The sequence below is a fragment of the Bacillus sp. FSL R7-0646 genome, assembly GCF_037969865.1.
GTDB lineage: Bacteria > Bacillota > Bacilli > Bacillales > Bacillaceae > Bacillus > Bacillus licheniformis.
Genome location: NZ_CP150217.1, coordinates 3801292 through 3817757, shown reverse-complemented (window position 1 = coordinate 3817757; position 16466 = coordinate 3801292). Strand labels below are relative to the sequence as shown.

The 16466-nt window shown below is 48.2% G+C and carries 19 protein-coding genes; 14 read left to right on the top strand and 5 right to left on the bottom strand.

The window, feature by feature from the left end; translation table 11 throughout:
- The first annotated feature begins 39 nt into the window (after positions 1 to 39).
- Complete coding sequence (pta, locus tag MKY62_RS19865; protein ID WP_003186117.1) at positions 40 to 1011, top strand: phosphate acetyltransferase; 972 nt, start codon at positions 40 to 42, stop codon at positions 1009 to 1011.
- Positions 1012 to 1054: 43 nt separating this feature from the next.
- Here the strand turns inward: pta and MKY62_RS19860 are convergent, their stop codons facing one another.
- Positions 1055 to 2005: an amidohydrolase family protein gene (locus MKY62_RS19860; protein WP_003186115.1), complete on the bottom strand. Its 951-nt coding sequence runs from the start codon at positions 2003 to 2005 to the stop codon at positions 1055 to 1057.
- Positions 2006 to 2023: 18 nt separating this feature from the next.
- The gene (locus MKY62_RS19855) at positions 2024 to 2803 is read right to left on the bottom strand and encodes an IclR family transcriptional regulator (protein WP_003186114.1); all 780 of its coding nucleotides are present in this window, start codon (positions 2801 to 2803) and stop codon (positions 2024 to 2026) included.
- Positions 2804 to 3004: 201 nt separating this feature from the next.
- Here MKY62_RS19855 and MKY62_RS19850 point away from each other — a divergent pair, with 201 nt between their 5' ends.
- The 7 genes from MKY62_RS19850 (at position 3005) to MKY62_RS19820 (ending at position 9947) form a co-directional block, all read left to right on the top strand.
- Positions 3005 to 4480: an aldehyde dehydrogenase gene (locus MKY62_RS19850; protein ID WP_016886296.1), complete on the top strand. Its 1476-nt coding sequence runs from the start codon at positions 3005 to 3007 to the stop codon at positions 4478 to 4480.
- 14 nt (positions 4481 to 4494) lie between these two features.
- A complete protein-coding gene (locus tag MKY62_RS19845) occupies positions 4495 to 5280 on the top strand; it encodes a fumarylacetoacetate hydrolase family protein (protein WP_003186110.1) in 786 nt (261 codons plus the stop codon).
- A 17-nt stretch (positions 5281 to 5297) separates the two neighbouring features.
- Entirely contained in the window at positions 5298 to 5489 is a 192-nt protein-coding gene (locus tag MKY62_RS19840; RefSeq protein ID WP_003186109.1) for a 4-oxalocrotonate tautomerase, read from the top strand.
- Positions 5490 to 5512: 23 nt separating this feature from the next.
- Positions 5513 to 6364, top strand: coding sequence for an extradiol ring-cleavage dioxygenase (locus tag MKY62_RS19835; protein ID WP_003186107.1), 852 nt, complete (start codon positions 5513 to 5515; stop codon positions 6362 to 6364).
- Positions 6365 to 6402: 38 nt separating this feature from the next.
- Positions 6403 to 7779: an MFS transporter gene (locus tag MKY62_RS19830; protein ID WP_016886295.1), complete on the top strand. Its 1377-nt coding sequence runs from the start codon at positions 6403 to 6405 to the stop codon at positions 7777 to 7779.
- 15 nt (positions 7780 to 7794) lie between these two features.
- A complete protein-coding gene (pobA, locus tag MKY62_RS19825; protein WP_003186104.1) occupies positions 7795 to 9000 on the top strand; it encodes a 4-hydroxybenzoate 3-monooxygenase in 1206 nt (401 codons plus the stop codon).
- Positions 9001 to 9101: 101 nt separating this feature from the next.
- A complete protein-coding gene (locus MKY62_RS19820; protein ID WP_003186102.1) occupies positions 9102 to 9947 on the top strand; it encodes a biotin/lipoate A/B protein ligase family protein in 846 nt (281 codons plus the stop codon).
- 154 nt (positions 9948 to 10101) lie between these two features.
- On the opposite strand, the gene MKY62_RS19815 is transcribed toward MKY62_RS19820, so the two are convergent.
- Positions 10102 to 10431, bottom strand: a complete 330-nt coding sequence (locus MKY62_RS19815; protein WP_003186099.1) for a YjdJ family protein — start codon at positions 10429 to 10431, stop codon at positions 10102 to 10104.
- A gap of 183 nt (positions 10432 to 10614) precedes the next feature.
- Positions 10615 to 11403 (bottom strand): RsfA family transcriptional regulator, encoded by a 789-nt coding sequence (locus MKY62_RS19810; protein WP_025805379.1) that lies wholly within the window; start codon positions 11401 to 11403, stop codon positions 10615 to 10617.
- A gap of 219 nt (positions 11404 to 11622) precedes the next feature.
- Between MKY62_RS19810 and MKY62_RS19805 the strand changes: the two genes are divergently transcribed.
- The 4 genes from MKY62_RS19805 to MKY62_RS19790 all read left to right on the top strand — a co-directional run bounded on the left by MKY62_RS19805 (position 11623) and on the right by MKY62_RS19790 (position 14911).
- Positions 11623 to 11847, top strand: a complete 225-nt coding sequence (locus MKY62_RS19805; RefSeq protein ID WP_003186096.1) for a DUF1450 domain-containing protein — start codon at positions 11623 to 11625, stop codon at positions 11845 to 11847.
- A gap of 238 nt (positions 11848 to 12085) precedes the next feature.
- A complete protein-coding gene (locus tag MKY62_RS19800) occupies positions 12086 to 13384 on the top strand; it encodes an HD domain-containing protein (protein WP_011198398.1) in 1299 nt (432 codons plus the stop codon).
- A gap of 30 nt (positions 13385 to 13414) precedes the next feature.
- Positions 13415 to 13918 (top strand): YwgA family protein, encoded by a 504-nt coding sequence (locus MKY62_RS19795; protein WP_003186093.1) that lies wholly within the window; start codon positions 13415 to 13417, stop codon positions 13916 to 13918.
- Positions 13919 to 14104: 186 nt separating this feature from the next.
- Complete coding sequence (locus tag MKY62_RS19790) at positions 14105 to 14911, top strand: zinc-dependent metalloprotease (protein WP_003186091.1); 807 nt, start codon at positions 14105 to 14107, stop codon at positions 14909 to 14911.
- Between the two features lie 43 nt (positions 14912 to 14954).
- Here the strand turns inward: MKY62_RS19790 and MKY62_RS19785 are convergent, their stop codons facing one another.
- Complete coding sequence (locus tag MKY62_RS19785) at positions 14955 to 15140, bottom strand: 2-hydroxymuconate tautomerase (RefSeq protein WP_003186089.1); 186 nt, start codon at positions 15138 to 15140, stop codon at positions 14955 to 14957.
- An 86-nt stretch (positions 15141 to 15226) separates the two neighbouring features.
- Here MKY62_RS19785 and MKY62_RS19780 point away from each other — a divergent pair, with 86 nt between their 5' ends.
- Together MKY62_RS19780 and MKY62_RS19775 are read left to right on the top strand one after the other, a co-directional pair.
- A complete protein-coding gene (locus MKY62_RS19780) occupies positions 15227 to 15910 on the top strand; it encodes a site-2 protease family protein (RefSeq protein WP_009329798.1) in 684 nt (227 codons plus the stop codon).
- 12 nt (positions 15911 to 15922) lie between these two features.
- Complete coding sequence (locus MKY62_RS19775; RefSeq protein ID WP_003186085.1) at positions 15923 to 16438, top strand: YwhD family protein; 516 nt, start codon at positions 15923 to 15925, stop codon at positions 16436 to 16438.
- Positions 16439 to 16466: the final 28 nt, after the last annotated feature.

The following is a 16466-nucleotide window of genomic DNA, read 5'->3' as shown; positions in this document are numbered from 1 at the left end:
GAAATGAAGTATTTGTGACACTTTCAAGGAGGGTATATAGTGGCAGATCTATTTACAACAGTGCAGGGAAAAGTAGCAGGAAAAGGAGTTAAAATCGTATTTCCGGAAGGTTTGGACGAGCGTATTCTTACAGCTGTCAACAAATTGGCCGGAAACAACGTGTTAAAGCCGATCCTTGTAGGAAACGAGCAGGAAATCAAAGATAAAGCAAACGGGTTGAATTTAACGCTGGATGGCGTTGACATATACGATCCTCATACATATGAAGGGATGGAAGACCTTGTTCAGGCTTTCGTTGAACGCCGCAAAGGCAAAGCGACGGAAGAGCAGGCCCGCCAAATCCTTTTAGACGAAAACTACTTTGGAACGATGCTTGTTTATAAAGGGCTTGCCGACGGCCTTGTCAGCGGTGCGGCTCATTCAACAGCGGATACGGTTCGCCCGGCGCTGCAAATTATTAAAACAAAAGAAGGCGTGAAGAAAACATCAGGCGTCTTTATCATGGCGCGCGGCGATGAGCAGTACGTATTCGCAGACTGTGCGATCAACATTGCGCCTGACAGCCAGGACCTTGCGGAAATCGCAATCGAAAGTGCGAACACAGCGAAAATGTTCGACATCGAACCTCGTGTCGCCATGCTCAGCTTTTCAACAAAAGGTTCGGCAAAATCAGACGAAACTGAAAAAGTAGCCAACGCGGTTGCAATCGCAAAAGAAAAAGCGCCTGAGCTTACACTTGACGGCGAATTCCAATTTGACGCGGCATTCGTTCCGTCTGTCGCTGAGAAAAAAGCGCCGGACTCCGTCATTAAAGGAGATGCAAACGTATTTGTTTTCCCAAGCCTTGAAGCGGGGAATATCGGCTATAAAATCGCTCAGCGCCTCGGCAACTTTGAAGCGGTCGGTCCGATTCTGCAAGGGCTGAACATGCCTGTAAACGACCTGTCCAGAGGGTGCAACGCTGAGGACGTTTATAATCTTGCGCTGATTACGGCGGCTCAAGCTCTGTAATAGGCTTCCTGAAAAAGGTGAACCTGAAGAGGTTCGCCTTTTTTTATGCTTCAATCGCTACATTCAGCAGAGACTCCGCTCCTTTCCGGCCGGGATCGAGAGGCGGCCACTGACAAAGGTCGAAAGGAAAATCGGAACCCGGAACAAGGCGGTCTTCTCCGACAAGCTTCTTCAAATATGCCGCGCTTTCTTGCTCCCATAGCACACCATCAAACCAAAACTTCCGCAAATATTCGCGCGGCGGAGCCGAAAGCGATGAAGAAACGCCGGCCCATTTGTCATACCCTTTGTTCAGTCTTCCGATCTGATAAGGCAAAAAGCCGCCTCCGTGGGCCAAAAGAATTTTCACATTGCGAAACCGGTCTGTAAACCCGCTTAACAAAAGGTCTGCGGCACAAATCGTCGTTTCCCACGGAACGCCGATCAAGTTTGGCAGCATCCTGCGGCGGAGCCGCGGATCTTCAGAAAGGAGCGGATGTATAAAGATAATCGCTTTTCTTCTATCAGCCGTTTCCCAAAACGGTGTAAATGCTTCGTCCGAGAGAAGTAGTTGCGAAGCGCCGGGTCCGATAATCGCTCCTTTAAGCCCGTTGTTCATCGCTTCATTCAGGCGCTCGCTCGCCTTTGAAGGGCTGTTCAGCGGGACTGTGCCGAGTCCCGAGAGGCGGCCGTCGTATTTTTTAACCCATTCGGCAAGCGCTTTGTTGTATACAAAAGATAATTCGTCCGTGATTTCTTCGGCGAGATCGTAAAGGAAAAGCTGGGGAACCGGCGATACCAATGAGTGTGTGACGCCGGCCTCCTGCTGGGCTTCCAAATATAAAGCCTCCTGGTAGAAAAGCTCTTTTAATTCAAAGCCCCATTTGTGATTGACCGTCAAAAACTCCGCTTGGCATCCAGCCTTTTTTTCGCGGACAGCGTGGACTCTCTTTTCATTGTCTTCCAGCCAAAGCAGCACATCGCGCGGTATAAAGTGCGTGTGAAGATCATACAAAGCTGATTCCCCCAATTTTTATATTCGTTTCCAGTACCCGATCCTTTCGGAAATATCCCGGGCCGCTTGTTTCACTTGGTAAATGATTTTCGCCTGCCGGGCCTTGATGCGTTTTGCAGGGCCTACGACACTGACGGCGTACAACACTCGACCTGCGTGGTTTCTGACGGGAGCTGAGATTGATGTGACACCATCTATGAATTCCCCGCAACTGACGTCAAATCCGTTTTCTTTAACGGTTTTCAGCACCTCCCTCAATTTGTCCCCGTCTGTAATGGTTTCTTTCGTACAGCTTTTCAAGCCTTCCTTCACATACTCGTCCAATATGCCCTCTTCATCAAAGGCGAGAAGCACCTTACCTGAGCTTGTGCAGTGCATCGGGTTTTGCCGCCCGATATATGAGAGAAGTTCGACCGGGCGGGGGCATTCCGTCCGATTGAGATAAACGACGCTGAGACCGCGGCGCATCGCGATATGCGACGTTTCGCCGGTCTCATCGGTCAGCCGTTTGAGGACCGGCAGGGATTCGCGGTTGATTTCAAGAGTGGAGTTGACAATGGTGTTTAACTGCAGGACCGATAAGCCGAGCTTGTATCTTCTGGATTCCGGGTCCTTCATGACAAACCCTTCGCTTTCCAATGTAGACAAAAGGCGCGAGACCGTGCTTTTTCCGAGGCCAAGCGACGAGGCGAGTTCGGTTAGTTTCTTTTCCGGTGTGTCTAAGGTAAACGATTGAAGCAGCCGAAGCGCATTTTTTACTGAACCGAGCAGCTGGTGGTCCTTCGTCTCAACAGTCATAGGTTCCTCAACTCTCTCCCTTGTTTTTGTTTCCTTTTATTCCATAATATAACACGATATAAAAAATAAAAGAGCGGAAAATATCAAATTTTCGGAAAAAATGTCTGATTTGTTCCGCATAGAGGAACATTGCTGTTTTCTTGTCAGTTAAAATCCTTTAATTTAATGGAAAGGATTTGAAAAGGAGGATGTTTGCAGAATATGAATGTTCAAACTCCATCGGAAAAACTCGTAAAACCTTTTGACTGTCAGCACTACATAAACGGCAGGTACTTTCCTTCAGAGAAAGGCAGCACGTTTGACAACATCAATCCGGCTACACAGGAAATTATCGGAAGCGTTGCGGAAGGAGGCAAAAAAGAGGTCGATCTTGCAGTCGCGGCAGCCAGGCGTGCATTAAACGGACGCTGGAAAAACATGACCGCTGACGAAAGGATTCGGATCATCAGAAAGGTCGGCGACATCATACTTGAGCGTAAAGACGAACTGGCGAGGCTTGAGACATTGGATACGGGAAAACCGCTTTCGCTCTCAAGCACTTTGGATATTCCACGTGCCGCTTTCAACTTTCATTTCTTTGCGGATTTTATGAGAGGAGCCGGAACGGAAGCTTATCAAACTGACGATCTTGCAATCAATTATGCGATTCGCCGTCCGGTCGGCGTCGTCGGGCTGATCAATCCGTGGAACTTGCCGCTTCTTTTGCTGACGTGGAAATTGGCGCCTTGCCTGGCGGCGGGAAATACAGCCGTTATCAAACCGGCTGAACTGACGCCGATGACAGCCACCCTTCTCGGGGAAATCTGCCATGATGCAGGGATGCCTGACGGAGTCGTTAATATCGTCCACGGATTTGGACCAGATTCCGCCGGTGCTGCGCTTTCTGAGCATCCCGATGTCGATGCGATATCTTTCACCGGAGAAACGACAACCGGCAAAGCCATTATGGAAGCTGCTTCGAAAACATTAAAGAAACTTTCCTTTGAATTGGGAGGGAAGAACCCGAACATTATTTTTGCCGATGCCGACATGGATGAAGCCGTCAGCACCTCATTGAAATCGAGTTTCGTCAACCAGGGGGAAGTATGTATGAGCGGCTCCCGCATCTATGTCGAGAGGGAAGCGTATGACGAATTTCTGAACAAGTTCGTTGAGAAAACGAAAAAGCTCAAAGTCGGCGATCCTTTTGATCCGGACACGAATATCGGCGCCTTGATTTCTTCTGAACACACAGAGCGTGTGATGAACTACATCGAATTGGCCAAACGGGAAGGCGGCAATATTTTAACCGGAGGAAAACGCCCTGAAGGACAGGAATCCGGCTGCTTTCTTGAACCGACGATTATCACCGGACTTTCACGCAATTCCAGGCTCATCAAAGAAGAAATCTTCGGTCCGGTCGTAACGGTGATTCCGTTCGACGATGAGGAGGAAGTGATTGCACAGGCTAACGACACACATTACGGGTTAAGCGCGACCTTATGGACGAACGACCTCCGCCGGGCGCACCGCGTAGCCGGGCAAATCGAATCGGGCATGGTGTGGGTCAACAGCTGGTTTCTCCGCGATCTTCGGACGCCGTTTGGCGGCATGAAACAGAGCGGACTCGGACGAGAAGGAGGCATTCACAGCCTCGAATTCTTCAGCGAATTAACCAATATTTGCATCAAGCTGTAAAAGGGGGGAAGCGGATGAATACCGCAGCATTAAAAGATACGGCGCGACTCTTGTATCTTGCCGAAACAGAGAAGCGTGAAGTTGAAAGAATCACAAAGGACTACCCGGAGCTGACCGTTGAAGAGGCGTATGCGATCCAAGAAGAGCTGATTCAGCTTAAATTATGGGATGGCAATAGCATCATCGGTCCGAAAATGGGACTGACCAGCCGGGCGAAAATGAAGCAGATGAACGTCGAGGAGCCGATCTACGGTTATATTTTTGAAGATATGATCGTGCCAAACGGCGGAAGCATCCGGATGAACGAGCTGATTCACCCGAAGGTTGAAGCAGAGATTGCTTTTGTGCTGGGGGAGGATATTGAAGGACCGGGTGTTACAAAGGAGCAGGTCCTTGAAGCCGTTGCTGAATTGATTCCCGTTCTAGAAGTGATTGACAGCCGCTATGAAAATTTCTCATTCACTTTGCCTGACGTCATCGCGGACAATGCGTCATCTTCAAGAGTGGTGTTAGGTGAAAAAGTGAAGAAGCCGGACGATTTCAAGCTGGATGAAGCAAGAGTCTCTTTAATGATAAACGGCGAGGTCAAAGAGCGGGGCACTGGAGCAGCGGTTGTCGGGCATCCCGCAAATTCGGCGGCCATGCTCGCCAACATGCTCTCCCGGAAAAAACAAAAGCTTGCGGCTGGCAGCATCATTTTAACGGGCGGTGTAACGGGAGCTGTCATGCTGCAGCCGGGCGACCGCGTTTCAGCACAAGTAGAAGGGCTGGGAGATGTATCATTTTCGGTCAAGCCATAACCTGAGGTGATTATGATATGCCGATTGTTCATATTCAACTATTAGAAGGCCGGCCGCCTGAAAAGGTCGAGGAAGTCATTCGAAAAGTGACGGAAACGTTGAGCGCCACCCTAGACTCTCCGAAGGAAAACGTCCGCGTTCTTGTCACCGAAGTTTCTAAAAGCCACTGGGGCATAGGCGGCACACCGGTCTCAAAATTAAGACCTTAAAGAAGGCGATGGGAGGAATCTACATGTCAATCGAATTGGCGGCGCTTGTTCCGCATACACCGAGGATGTGTTTTGAAGATAAAACCCCTGACTTCCAAAGAGAGCTGGTCAAGGGCATGAAGAGGCTCTCCAGGATTATTGAAAGAATTGAGCCCGATGCCGTTGTCCTGATTTCCTGTCACTGGACGTCAAGCTTTGACCATCTGATCGATGCAGCTCCCGACCATCAAGGCGTTTTAACGGCTTTGGAGTGTCCGAATTTAATTTCCGATGTTCCGTATTCTTACCCCGGGGACACTGAATTGGCGCTGCAATTGGCTGAAGCCGGCAGAGAAGGGGGGCTTTCCGTCATTCCTGTCAATGATCCAGCTTACTGCTGGGATTACGGGACGGTCGTTCCGCTGCGCTACCTCGTTCCAAAGGGAGATATTCCGGTTATCGATTTATCGGTTACATTGGCCGCGAACCTGGAAGAAACGCATTTGTGGGGCCGGCTTGCCGGAAGAGTGCTGAAAGAAAGCAGAAAGAAAACCGTGTTCATCAGCAGCGGGGCGCTAAGCCATCATTTGGTGAGGGGGCCGGAATGTATGCCGACATTGGCCGAACAGGCCCTCGATGCACAATTTTTGACCTACTTAACAGACAACGATCTTTTATCAGCTCAGCAGATGCTGCCTCAATATGCTAAAAACGCCGGGCTTGAAGCCGGCGGCCGCCACATTGCAATGCTATTGGGCGTGCTGGAGGACGGATGTAAAAGCACGTTTTACGGATACGGTCAGTCTTCCGGGAGCTCCAATGTCGTCATGGCATTCGAGCCGGCGGGACAAAAAGCTCGCACGCACGCTTTCAATGAAAAAGATACCGTGCGTTAAGCTGCTTTCATAATACGATAAGAATCGTGGAGGGGAACATGAAAAATCGTTCAGTTCATCCAGCGGAAGTCATGGCGGCCAGCAAATTTAACAAAGTGCACCTGACTGTTTTCCTGTGGTGTTTTTTCGCCATTGCCTTTGACGGTTATGATATTGCAATGTACGGCGTCAGCCTGCCATGGCTGATGGAGGAATGGAGCCTGACCGCCATCCAAGCCGGAGCGATCGGGAGCTATACATTGATCGGCATGATGCTCGGCGCGCTTATTTTTTCGCCGATCGCAGATCAATACGGCCGCAAAAAGGTGTTGGGCTTCTGTATCTTTCTGTTCAGCCTGTTTACTGCAGCAGCCGGTCTGATCGATTCTCCGCTTTTGTTTACGATCATGCGGTTTCTCGCTGCGCTTGGAATGGGCGGGTTGATGCCGAATGCCATTTCGCTGATGACAGAGTATTCGCCGAAAAAAAACAGAGCGGTGATTGTAGCCGCTATGTATTGCGGCTATTCTGCAGGCGGTGTGCTGGCTTCCCTCGTCGGCATGTTCGCCGTGCCCGTGACAAGCTGGAGAGTGCTCTATCTGATCGGAGCCGTGCCGCTCTTCGTGCTCCCGTTCTTTTTCAGCAGGTTTCCCGAATCTCTGTCATTTTACGTTTTGAAGAAAAAGACGAAAGCGCTGGCTGAGATTCTCAATCAGGTGCATCCGGCGGGACGCTACAGGGAAGACGACAATTATCAAATCTCGGTGATTGCGAAAGAAAAGAAAGGCTTTCCGGTAAAAAAACTGTTTGGACAAAAACGTGCAGCCAGCACATTCGCATTCTGGCTTTCCGTTTTCAGCTGCCTTCTCATGGTTTACGGCTTAAATACATGGCTTCCGAAAATGATGCAGGCGTCAGGCTACGGGCTGTCGTCAAGCTTGTCATTCAACTTGGCGCTTTGCTGCGGACAAGCCGCAGGAGCGGTATTCGGCGGATATTTGGCAGATAAAGCCGGCCATAAAAAAGTGCTTGCGGCTATGTATGTCATCGGAGCCTTTTGTTTTGTAGCATTTGGAATGACGATGAACCCCGTTCTTCTGTACTTGCTGATTGCCTTAGGCGGGGCATGCACCGTCGGAGCGCAAAATATCGCCAATCCTTATATTTCTGAGTATTATCCGAAAGAAATCAGAGCGACCGGCATCGGCTGGGCGCTCGGGGTCGGCAGACTCGGAGCGATCATTGCGCCTTCGCTGTTTGCATTGATCCTTGCTTCCGGCATGGAGCCGAAGCAGGCTTTCATGGTGTTCGCGATCCCGAGTGTTTTTGCTGCACTCGGCATCATGCTCGTCCAAGAGAAACACGCTTCATTTGATTTTGTCTCTAAGTCGGAAAGCGCCGGGTATACATTAGAAGCCACATCAAAACATGGATAAAGGGAGGAAACCATTTTGCGGACACAAGTGGGAATTATCGGAGCGGGACCTGCCGGGCTTATGCTCGCTAACCTGCTCCACCGCAGGGGAATCGAAGCGGTCGTGATCGAATCCCGCTCGCGAAAGGAGATTGAAGAGACCGTCCGTGCAGGCGTTCTAGAACAGATGACGGTAGATTTGCTGAATGAAACAGGTGCCGGTGAACGGATGATGAAAACAGCTATGTTTCATCAAGGAATTGAGATTCGCTTTGGCGGCAAGCGGCACAGAATTGATATGCACAAGCTGACGGGGGGGAAATACATTGCCATCTATCCCCAGCATGAAGTGATCAAAGATTTAACCGCCGCCCGCCTGCAATCGGAAGGGCGCATCGTTTTCAATGTGTCTGACGTCCGCCTTTCAAATATTGATACAGAAGCGCCTGTCATCACTTATCAGAATGAAAACGGCGATACAGAAGAACTGAACTGCGATTTCATCGCAGGGTGCGACGGCTTTCACGGGCCGAGCAGACAAAGCATTCCGAAGGAGATCCGCAAAGAGTACGAAAAGGTGTACCCTTACGGATGGCTCGGCATATTGGCTGAAGCCCCTCCGTCCTCGCCTGAACTTGTATATGCCCATCATGAAGACGGGTTTGCCCTCGTCAGCACAAGGACACCGGAAATCCAGCGGCTTTACCTGCAAGTCAGTCCTGCAGATTCAGTCGGGAACTGGCCGGACGAAAGGATATGGGAGAAGCTTCACCTAAGGCTGTCGGCCGATGACGGATGGAAGCTGACTGAAGGCCCGATCATTCAAAAAAACATTGTCTCGATGAGAAGCTTTATATGCGATCCAATGCAATACGGCAGACTCTATTTAGCGGGGGATGCCGCGCATATTGTACCCCCGACAGGTGCGAAAGGCCTGAACCTTGCGATGGCGGATGTCCAGCGGCTTGCATGGGCGCTCGAAGACTATTACGAAACCGGAAGAATCGAACGGCTGGCCGGCTATTCTGAGTCTTGCCTCCGCCGCGTCTGGAAAGCTGAACGCTTTTCCTGGTATATGACATCCCTGCTGCATCGCCATCACGGCTACACCCCTTTTGACTACCAGATTCAATTGGCTGAACTTGACCACGTTACGACTTCAACGGCGGCCGCTCAAAGTCTTGCCGAGAATTACGTCGGGCTGCCGCTTGAATTCGGAGAACCGTCTTTAAGCGTCACTTGAATGAAGGAAGCGCCGGAGATAAGAAAATTTCCACCACATGTTTTCGTAAATGGTATAATGGATGTTGGCTGAAATGCAAAACGAAAGGGTTTACACTATATATGGCAAAGCAACCGATTGATCTACTTATCCAGCCGAAATGGAGAATCATTGACCAATCCAGTCTCGGCCCATATTTTGATGCAAAACAATCATTTGCGATAGATGATACGCTGTGCGCTTCTGTCGGGAAAGGTTTATCTCCGGCGACCGCGCGTTCCTGGGTGCACCATGACACGATTGTGCTAGGAATCCAGGATACAAGGCTCCCTTATTTACAAGAAGGGATTTCATTGCTTGAAGAAGCGGGCTATCAAGCCATCGTCCGCAATTCCGGCGGACTGGCCGTCGTTTTGGACAGCGGGGTTTTAAACGTTTCCCTGATTTTTCAGGATAAGAAAAACGGAATTGATATCGACAGAGGCTATGAAGCGATGTTTGAGCTCGTTAAGCGAATGCTGTCATCCTATGACGCAGCAATCGAAGCCTATGAAATCAAAGGCTCCTACTGTCCAGGAAGCTTTGATTTGAGCATCGGGGGAAGGAAATTTGCGGGAATTTCCCAGAGGCGCCTGAGAGGCGGAGTGGCTGTTCAAATTTATTTGTGCGCTGATCAAAGCGGAAGCGGGCGCGCTGAGCTGATCAAACGCTTTTACGACACCGCCTTGAAAGACATGCGCGGGAAAACAAAAGCCGTTTATCCCGATATTCGCCCGGAAACGATGGCTTCGCTTTCTGAGCTTCTCAATGAAGACATTTCGGTGCAGAACTTGATGCTCTTGCTTCTGACACAGCTGAAAGAGCTGGGCGGGGAGATTTATCAAGGCCCTCTCACGCCCGCAGAAGAGGAAGTGTATGAGAAAAACCTTGTCCGCATGATTGAACGGAATGAAAAGGTTTTTGGATAGAAGAAGAGCCTCCGCCGCCTTTATATTCGTTGTCAGGCATGCTTAAAGCGGTGAAAAACCAGCGGGCTGTAAAATGCTTCAAAGACGGCAAAATCCTAAAACGGTTGAACGTTTTAGGATTTTGCCACACCTCACCGCTTCCGGAGCGGTTTTTTTATGCTGCGCTCGAAGCGCTTTTTCGTTTTACATATGTTTTGATGAGAAGATAAGCCGCCAAAGCGATGATATACGCCAAACTGACGGCCATTAAAATAACGGTTGCCGGCGTATGCTTGGCCGCATAGACGAAAAAATCAAGCTGTGAAATATTATGTGCGTTTTTAATGGAGTCCTCTCCGTACAGCCAACTTGTAAACTTGGCTGTATATTTCCACTCCCACGGCACCTTTAAAAGCTCGCTGCCTTGATACCAGCTTGCCAATGCAGAAAACAAAAACAAAAGGGCCGCAGTGCCGAACTGAACCGCATATAAAACAAACTTCATCGAATACCCCGCCTTATGAATTGCTATCCCTATTATGAAATTTTTGTCATATGAAAGCAAGCCGCAGAAAGGTAAAAATACCCCCTTTTTTAAAGAAAGGGGTATCCTCGTATCGAAAAATGTTTGTATGCATTGTCAGTCCTTGCTGCCTGAACGTCTCTGCCGCACCCTCTGAGAGCAGCGCTATTCAGCCATTTTTTCTAAATTGCCGTTCCGGTCCATTTTGAAGGCGGGCGCAGCGTGTTCGTCTTCTTCGAATAAAACTAGTTTTCTTGCACGGTTCATAATTTTTACGAGCGTTTCGTAGTCTTCCTGGATGGTTGTCTGGTCTTTTTCCAGCTTTTTGACTTCCGCTTCAAGCTTTTCAACTTTCTTCGTCAGTTCTTCGTTTTCCTGTTTTAAGCGTTCATTTTCCATTTTTAAAGCGGCAGTTTGTTCTTCGTTTCCTGTATAGTTTTGCAGGAAGCGGATCACATCATCGATCGTCATGTCTTTCGATGTATCGGCTGTATGGCCGGCCTGCGGCTGATTTGGCGATAGAAGGTGAGATAAACTAGCTAACTCTTCTTTAAAGCTCTCATCAACATAAGGCAGATGCTCGCTGGCGATCGGCTGCTGTTCGCTTGAATCTGCGGTTGCTTTCTTCTGCTCAACAACGCTTTCTGCAGGAGGTTCAGCATTCGTTTCGACCGGCGGCTTGTATAATAAGCGTTTTTTCGCCGGCTGTCCGTTTCCGAGGGCGCGCATTCTTTGCTTCCTCTGTTTTTTAGCCAGCTGCAATGCTTTTTCGTATTGGTGGCGGACAACTGCGTTCCATCTAAAACCGCAGGCGGCTGATGTCCTGTTCAGTCTGTCTCCGACTTCCTCGAAGGCGTTCAGCTGTGTGCTCCCTTCCCTGACATGCCGCAATACCGTTTCAGCAAGCAGTAAATCATTTTCCTCAGACCAAGCGTCTTGTCTTTGTTTCATCACTTCTCAACTCCCATTGTCAGTATTGGTATTAGATTGTCCATTTTGGAAAATATTTATACAAGTTTGCTAAAAGAATAGGAACTGATTTTTTTAGCGCGATCCTTGCAGGAATGAAAGAATCCTTGTAAAATGAAGGATGGTGTCATTTTTTATAAAAGTTCGGCACAGTTGAATGCCTTTCATAAAGACAGATGAACAAAACGAAAGGAAGCGTATGAAATGGCTAATGAATTTCGAGTATGCGACGATTGCCAGGCCACCAATTTAAAGACGCTTTTGCCCCGTCTGAAAGAAATTGATCCGGATGCAAAAGTGGAAATCGGCTGCCAGTCTTACTGCGGGCCGGGACGAAAAAAATCGTTTGCGTTTGTCAATAATCGTCCGCTGTCAGCTCCTGATGAAGACGAGCTGATCGAAAAAGTGAAAAAGAAACTCAAAAAATAACCGCCTCCCTAACGGGTCAGGCGTTTTTGCTTGTTTGACGGCTTTTTGGCAGGCTGGAACAAATGGCCGGGTAAATTCAAGGATGTTTTCAAAAAACAGACTCGATATAATAGAAGCAGACCTTAAAGAAAACAAGCAGATCGGGCAATACTTACAATATACATTTAGTTTTCCGAAGAAAAAGAGACGGATGGGCAGCGATCAGTTTGCCTCACGTTTGAAAAAAAGAGGGACAAAAATGGCGTATCCAAACGGAAAATTATCAGAAGAAAAAGTGTTTAAAGATCCTGTTCACCGCTATGTCCACGTACGGGACAAGCTGATATGGGACTTGATCGGAACCCGCGAATTTCAGAGGCTGCGCAGAATCAAACAGCTTGGGACGACCTATTTGACGTTTCACGGAGCCGAACACAGCCGTTTCAACCATTCTCTCGGCGTCTATGAAATTGTCAGAAGAATGGTTGATGACGTTTTTAAAGGCAGGGAGGAATGGGATGACAGCGAGCGCGATCTGTGCCTTTGCGCCGCATTGCTGCACGATTTGGGGCACGGCCCGTTTTCCCATTCGTTTGAAAAGGTCTTCCGGCTTGATCATGAAGACTTTACGAGAGCGATCATTTTAGGCGATACAGAAGTTAACCGAGTATTAAACAAGGTAAGTCCGACATTTGCAAAGGATGTCGCTGAAGTCATCGCGAAAACCTATCAAAATAAGCAGGTCGTCAGCCTGATCTCAAGCCAGATTGACGCTGACCGCATGGACTACCTTCAGAGGGACGCCTATTACACCGGCGTCAGCTACGGTCATTTTGATATGGAGCGGATTCTCCGCGTCATGCGGCCGCGCGAAGACCAAATCGTCATTAAGCAAAGCGGAATGCATGCTGTTGAGGACTATATTATGAGCCGGTACCAGATGTACTGGCAGGTCTACTTCCATCCTGTGACAAGAAGTGCGGAAGTGATTTTGACGAAGATTCTTCACCGTGCAAAGCAGCTTCATGAGGAAGGCTATGTTTTCACGCATGCGCCAGTGCATTTTTATTCTATTTTTGAAGGCAATGTCACATTGGAAGATTATTTAAGTCTTGATGAATCAATCATTCTTTATTATTTTCAGGCCTGGGAAAAAGAAGAGGACGAAATTTTGTCTGATTTATGCCGCCGTTTTATCAACCGCAGGCTGTTCCAGTATGCGGAATTCAATCCGAATGAGGAAATGGCGACTTACTTTGAACTGACCAACTTGTTTAAAGAATCAGGGATTGATCCCGAATATTATCTTGTGGTGGATTCGTCCTCAGATCTTCCTTATGATTTCTACAGACCGGGGGAAGAAGAGGAACGCCTCCCGATTCAATTGCTGACGCACAACGGCCAGATTAAGGAGCTGTCGCGGCAGTCCGATATTGTCGATGCGATATCAGGCAAGCGGAGAACGGACCATAAGCTGTATTTCCCGCTCGATTTAATCGAAGGGTTGCCTGACGGCCGTCATGCGAAAAGAATGAAAGAATTGCTCGGACTGAAATAGAAAGAAAAGGATGAAGGAGATGGCGGAGATTTGTTAAAAGAACATGCAAAGCTGATGAAGGTCTTCTCGGATTCGGGGGAGATTGTCGGGCGGAAAAAGCTGCAGAAAATCATTTATATCGCAAAGAAATTGGAGCTTCCTTTTTATGAAAAGTATGATTTTCATTTTTACGGGCCTTATTCAGAGGAGCTGACGCTTCAAGTCGAAGAACTTTGCAATCTCGGATTTCTCCATGAAGTCAAAGAAAAAAAGGGCGGCTATTATCAATACCGCTATTCACCCACTGAAGCGGGAAAGCAGTTTTTGAGCCAGTGTGAGCTGGATATGCGGGATATTAAAGCCTATTTAGACGACGTAAACGGCCAGTCATCGCGTTTTTTGGAACTGGTGTCGACGATTTTGTATTTTGAGGGGCTGGAGCAGGAAGAGATTAGAGAAAAAGTGTTTACCGTAAAAAGCAAACAGCGGTATACGGACGAAGAATTCGATGAAGCCGTCGCTTACATAAAAAAGCTCAGAAATCTTTGTTCATAAGCCTGCCGAAAAACGGTAGGTTTTTTGGTTTGTTTTTTTGTCTGCGTTTTGGAATTTTTGTAGGGAAATTGAAAGAAGCAGTGAAAAGAACGTATGTAATATTTCCTCTTTTTGGATGAATTGAAGGAATTTTTTGATAACTAGCAGAATTTTTCATTCGTTCAAAAAATAAGGAGGGGTTTTGCAGTGAAGAAACGTTCTTTATTCTTATCTCTATTACTTTCCGTCAGTCTCATTCCCGGTGTGACGGCCGGTGCCGCCAAGACGGGCGGGCATGAGCACGAGCACGATCATGAAGCAAGAGGAACTTATATTGATTCTTTGCCTAAAGCGAAAGATTTTAAAGACTTGAAAGGAAAAGTTCAAATTGAAAGAACGGTCAATACGAAAATACTGGATGAGAAAGGAAATGTGACGGGAACGAAAACGTTTAAAAAGAATACGGGCAAAGGGTCGTTTTCAACCCAGGCAGGCACGGGAAGCCAGAAAGTGAGCGTCCTTGCCGTGGCTGACGCTCAGTATCGGGCGAAATACAGCGATTGGCAGACAAGAATCGTCCAAATTATTGAGCAGGCGGATGTCATGTTCAACAGGGATCACGATGTTGATTTTGTCGTCGAAGCTGTGGCGCCTTGGACCTCTTCAGGCAGCAACAGCTCTCAAATTCTATCAAACCTTCAGAGCAATTTCAGCGGGCGCAGCTATAAATTCGTCGTCGGATTTACGGCGAACAGTAATTTTGACGCCGGCGGCATCGCATACGTATACAACAGCAAGCCGAACGGCAGCGCCTTCAGCGTAAACCTCGACCAGGGAACGGCCAACACGGCAAAAGCTGCAACCCACGAATTTTCCCATAACTTCGGCTTGAACCACGATGCGCAAGGAAGCGGAATCCGCTGCATTATGAACTACGACTACGCATACACGGTCGATGTTTGGGATTCAGCTCACAATAGCCAGATCACTAAAAACAAAGCTTGGTATAAATAATAAAAACGGCGTCCCGCGCGTAAGCGGCGAACGCCGTTTTCTTTTACATATCGCTCATTCGTTTGCCGGCGACACCGTAGTTTTCCTTTTTCATTTCCTCAATGATGACCGCGATTTTTTCTGCAGGTGCGCCTGTTGTTTCGGAGACGGCTTCGGTCACTTTTTTAACGAGATTTCTTTTTTGTTCATCTGTGCGGCCTTCCAGCATTTGAACAGTTACGTATGGCATATGTTCTCCTCCTCCTTTTAAAAAATGGCTGCTCACTTTAGCATCAGGTTCTCTTATAGTATACTGGAGATAGTAAATCTTTGTATATGAGAAAGAGGGAAAGCCACATTTTAGACCGTTTTCTTATTTATCCGCTGGAAATGATTCCGTATGTTGTTTTGACACTTGCTGCCGCATTCACTGTGCATGAGGTCGCCCATGCGTATGTGGCTTACAAATTCGGCGATGAGACGGCCAAACGGCAGGGCAGGCTGACGCTCAACCCGCTTAAGCATCTTGATCCGTTTGGAACGATTTTGATCTTTATATTGGGATTCGGCTGGGCAAAGCCGGTGCCCGTTAACCGCTTTTATTTTAAAAACCCGAGGCTGGCCGGATTTCTCGTGTCAATCGCCGGACCGATCAGCAATCTGATCCTTGCTTTCATCGGTTTTATATTGCTGCTTTTGTCCGTGAAGCTGTCCGGGACGCTGCCTGCCGGTTTTTACAGCGGTTTGCTTCAATTTTTTACGATTTGGGTGAATCTCAACCTGCTTTTATTTCTGTTTAATTTAATGCCGTTCCCGCCTCTTGACGGTTTTCGGGTTATACAGGATGTGGTCGCCCCCGAAGTGCGGGCGAAGCTGTCGAAATATGAGGCGTACGGCTCGATCGTCTTTCTGATTATCGTCATTACACCGCTTGGCCAATATGTATTCTGGCCGTTTTTGAATGACGGGCGGGAATTGATCATATCGATATTTAACAGCGTTTTCCGGCCGCTGATGTAGGAGGTATTTTTGATGGAACAAGGAAAAAAGAAAAAAACAATCGGATTCAACATTATTAAAAGCGATCCGACAGACGGACACGGGGGATTTGGAGCAGGCGCATTAAGCCTTGACAACATCTCGCCTGTCATTGTCGATGTTGAAGAGAAAGAAGCGTTTGTGGATATCGGCGCCATGCACGCCCGCAGCACGGTTGAAAAAGGAATCAAATTTTTGCCGAACAAAGAAGAGGTGCCGAACGGAAAACCTTACTGGCTTGTGTGGGTTACGATCGACCGCAGGGAAGAAGGCCCTTATTATGCGGGTGTGACGGCATGCGAAATGACGGTCGACAGAAGCATCCGCCGCGGCTACAAATCGCTTCCGGAGCACGTCAATTTAATGGATAAGTCGATGAAGCGGAAGATTATCGTCGAGCATATGGATGAAGGTTCTAAGCGCGTTCTTGCCGATTTTCTGAAAAACCATGATCAAGGGCTTTGGGACCGTTCATCAGACGAGCTGAAAAAGGGACTGCTCCAGCAATAGGAAAAACCCCCCGGACTGCCATGAAGTC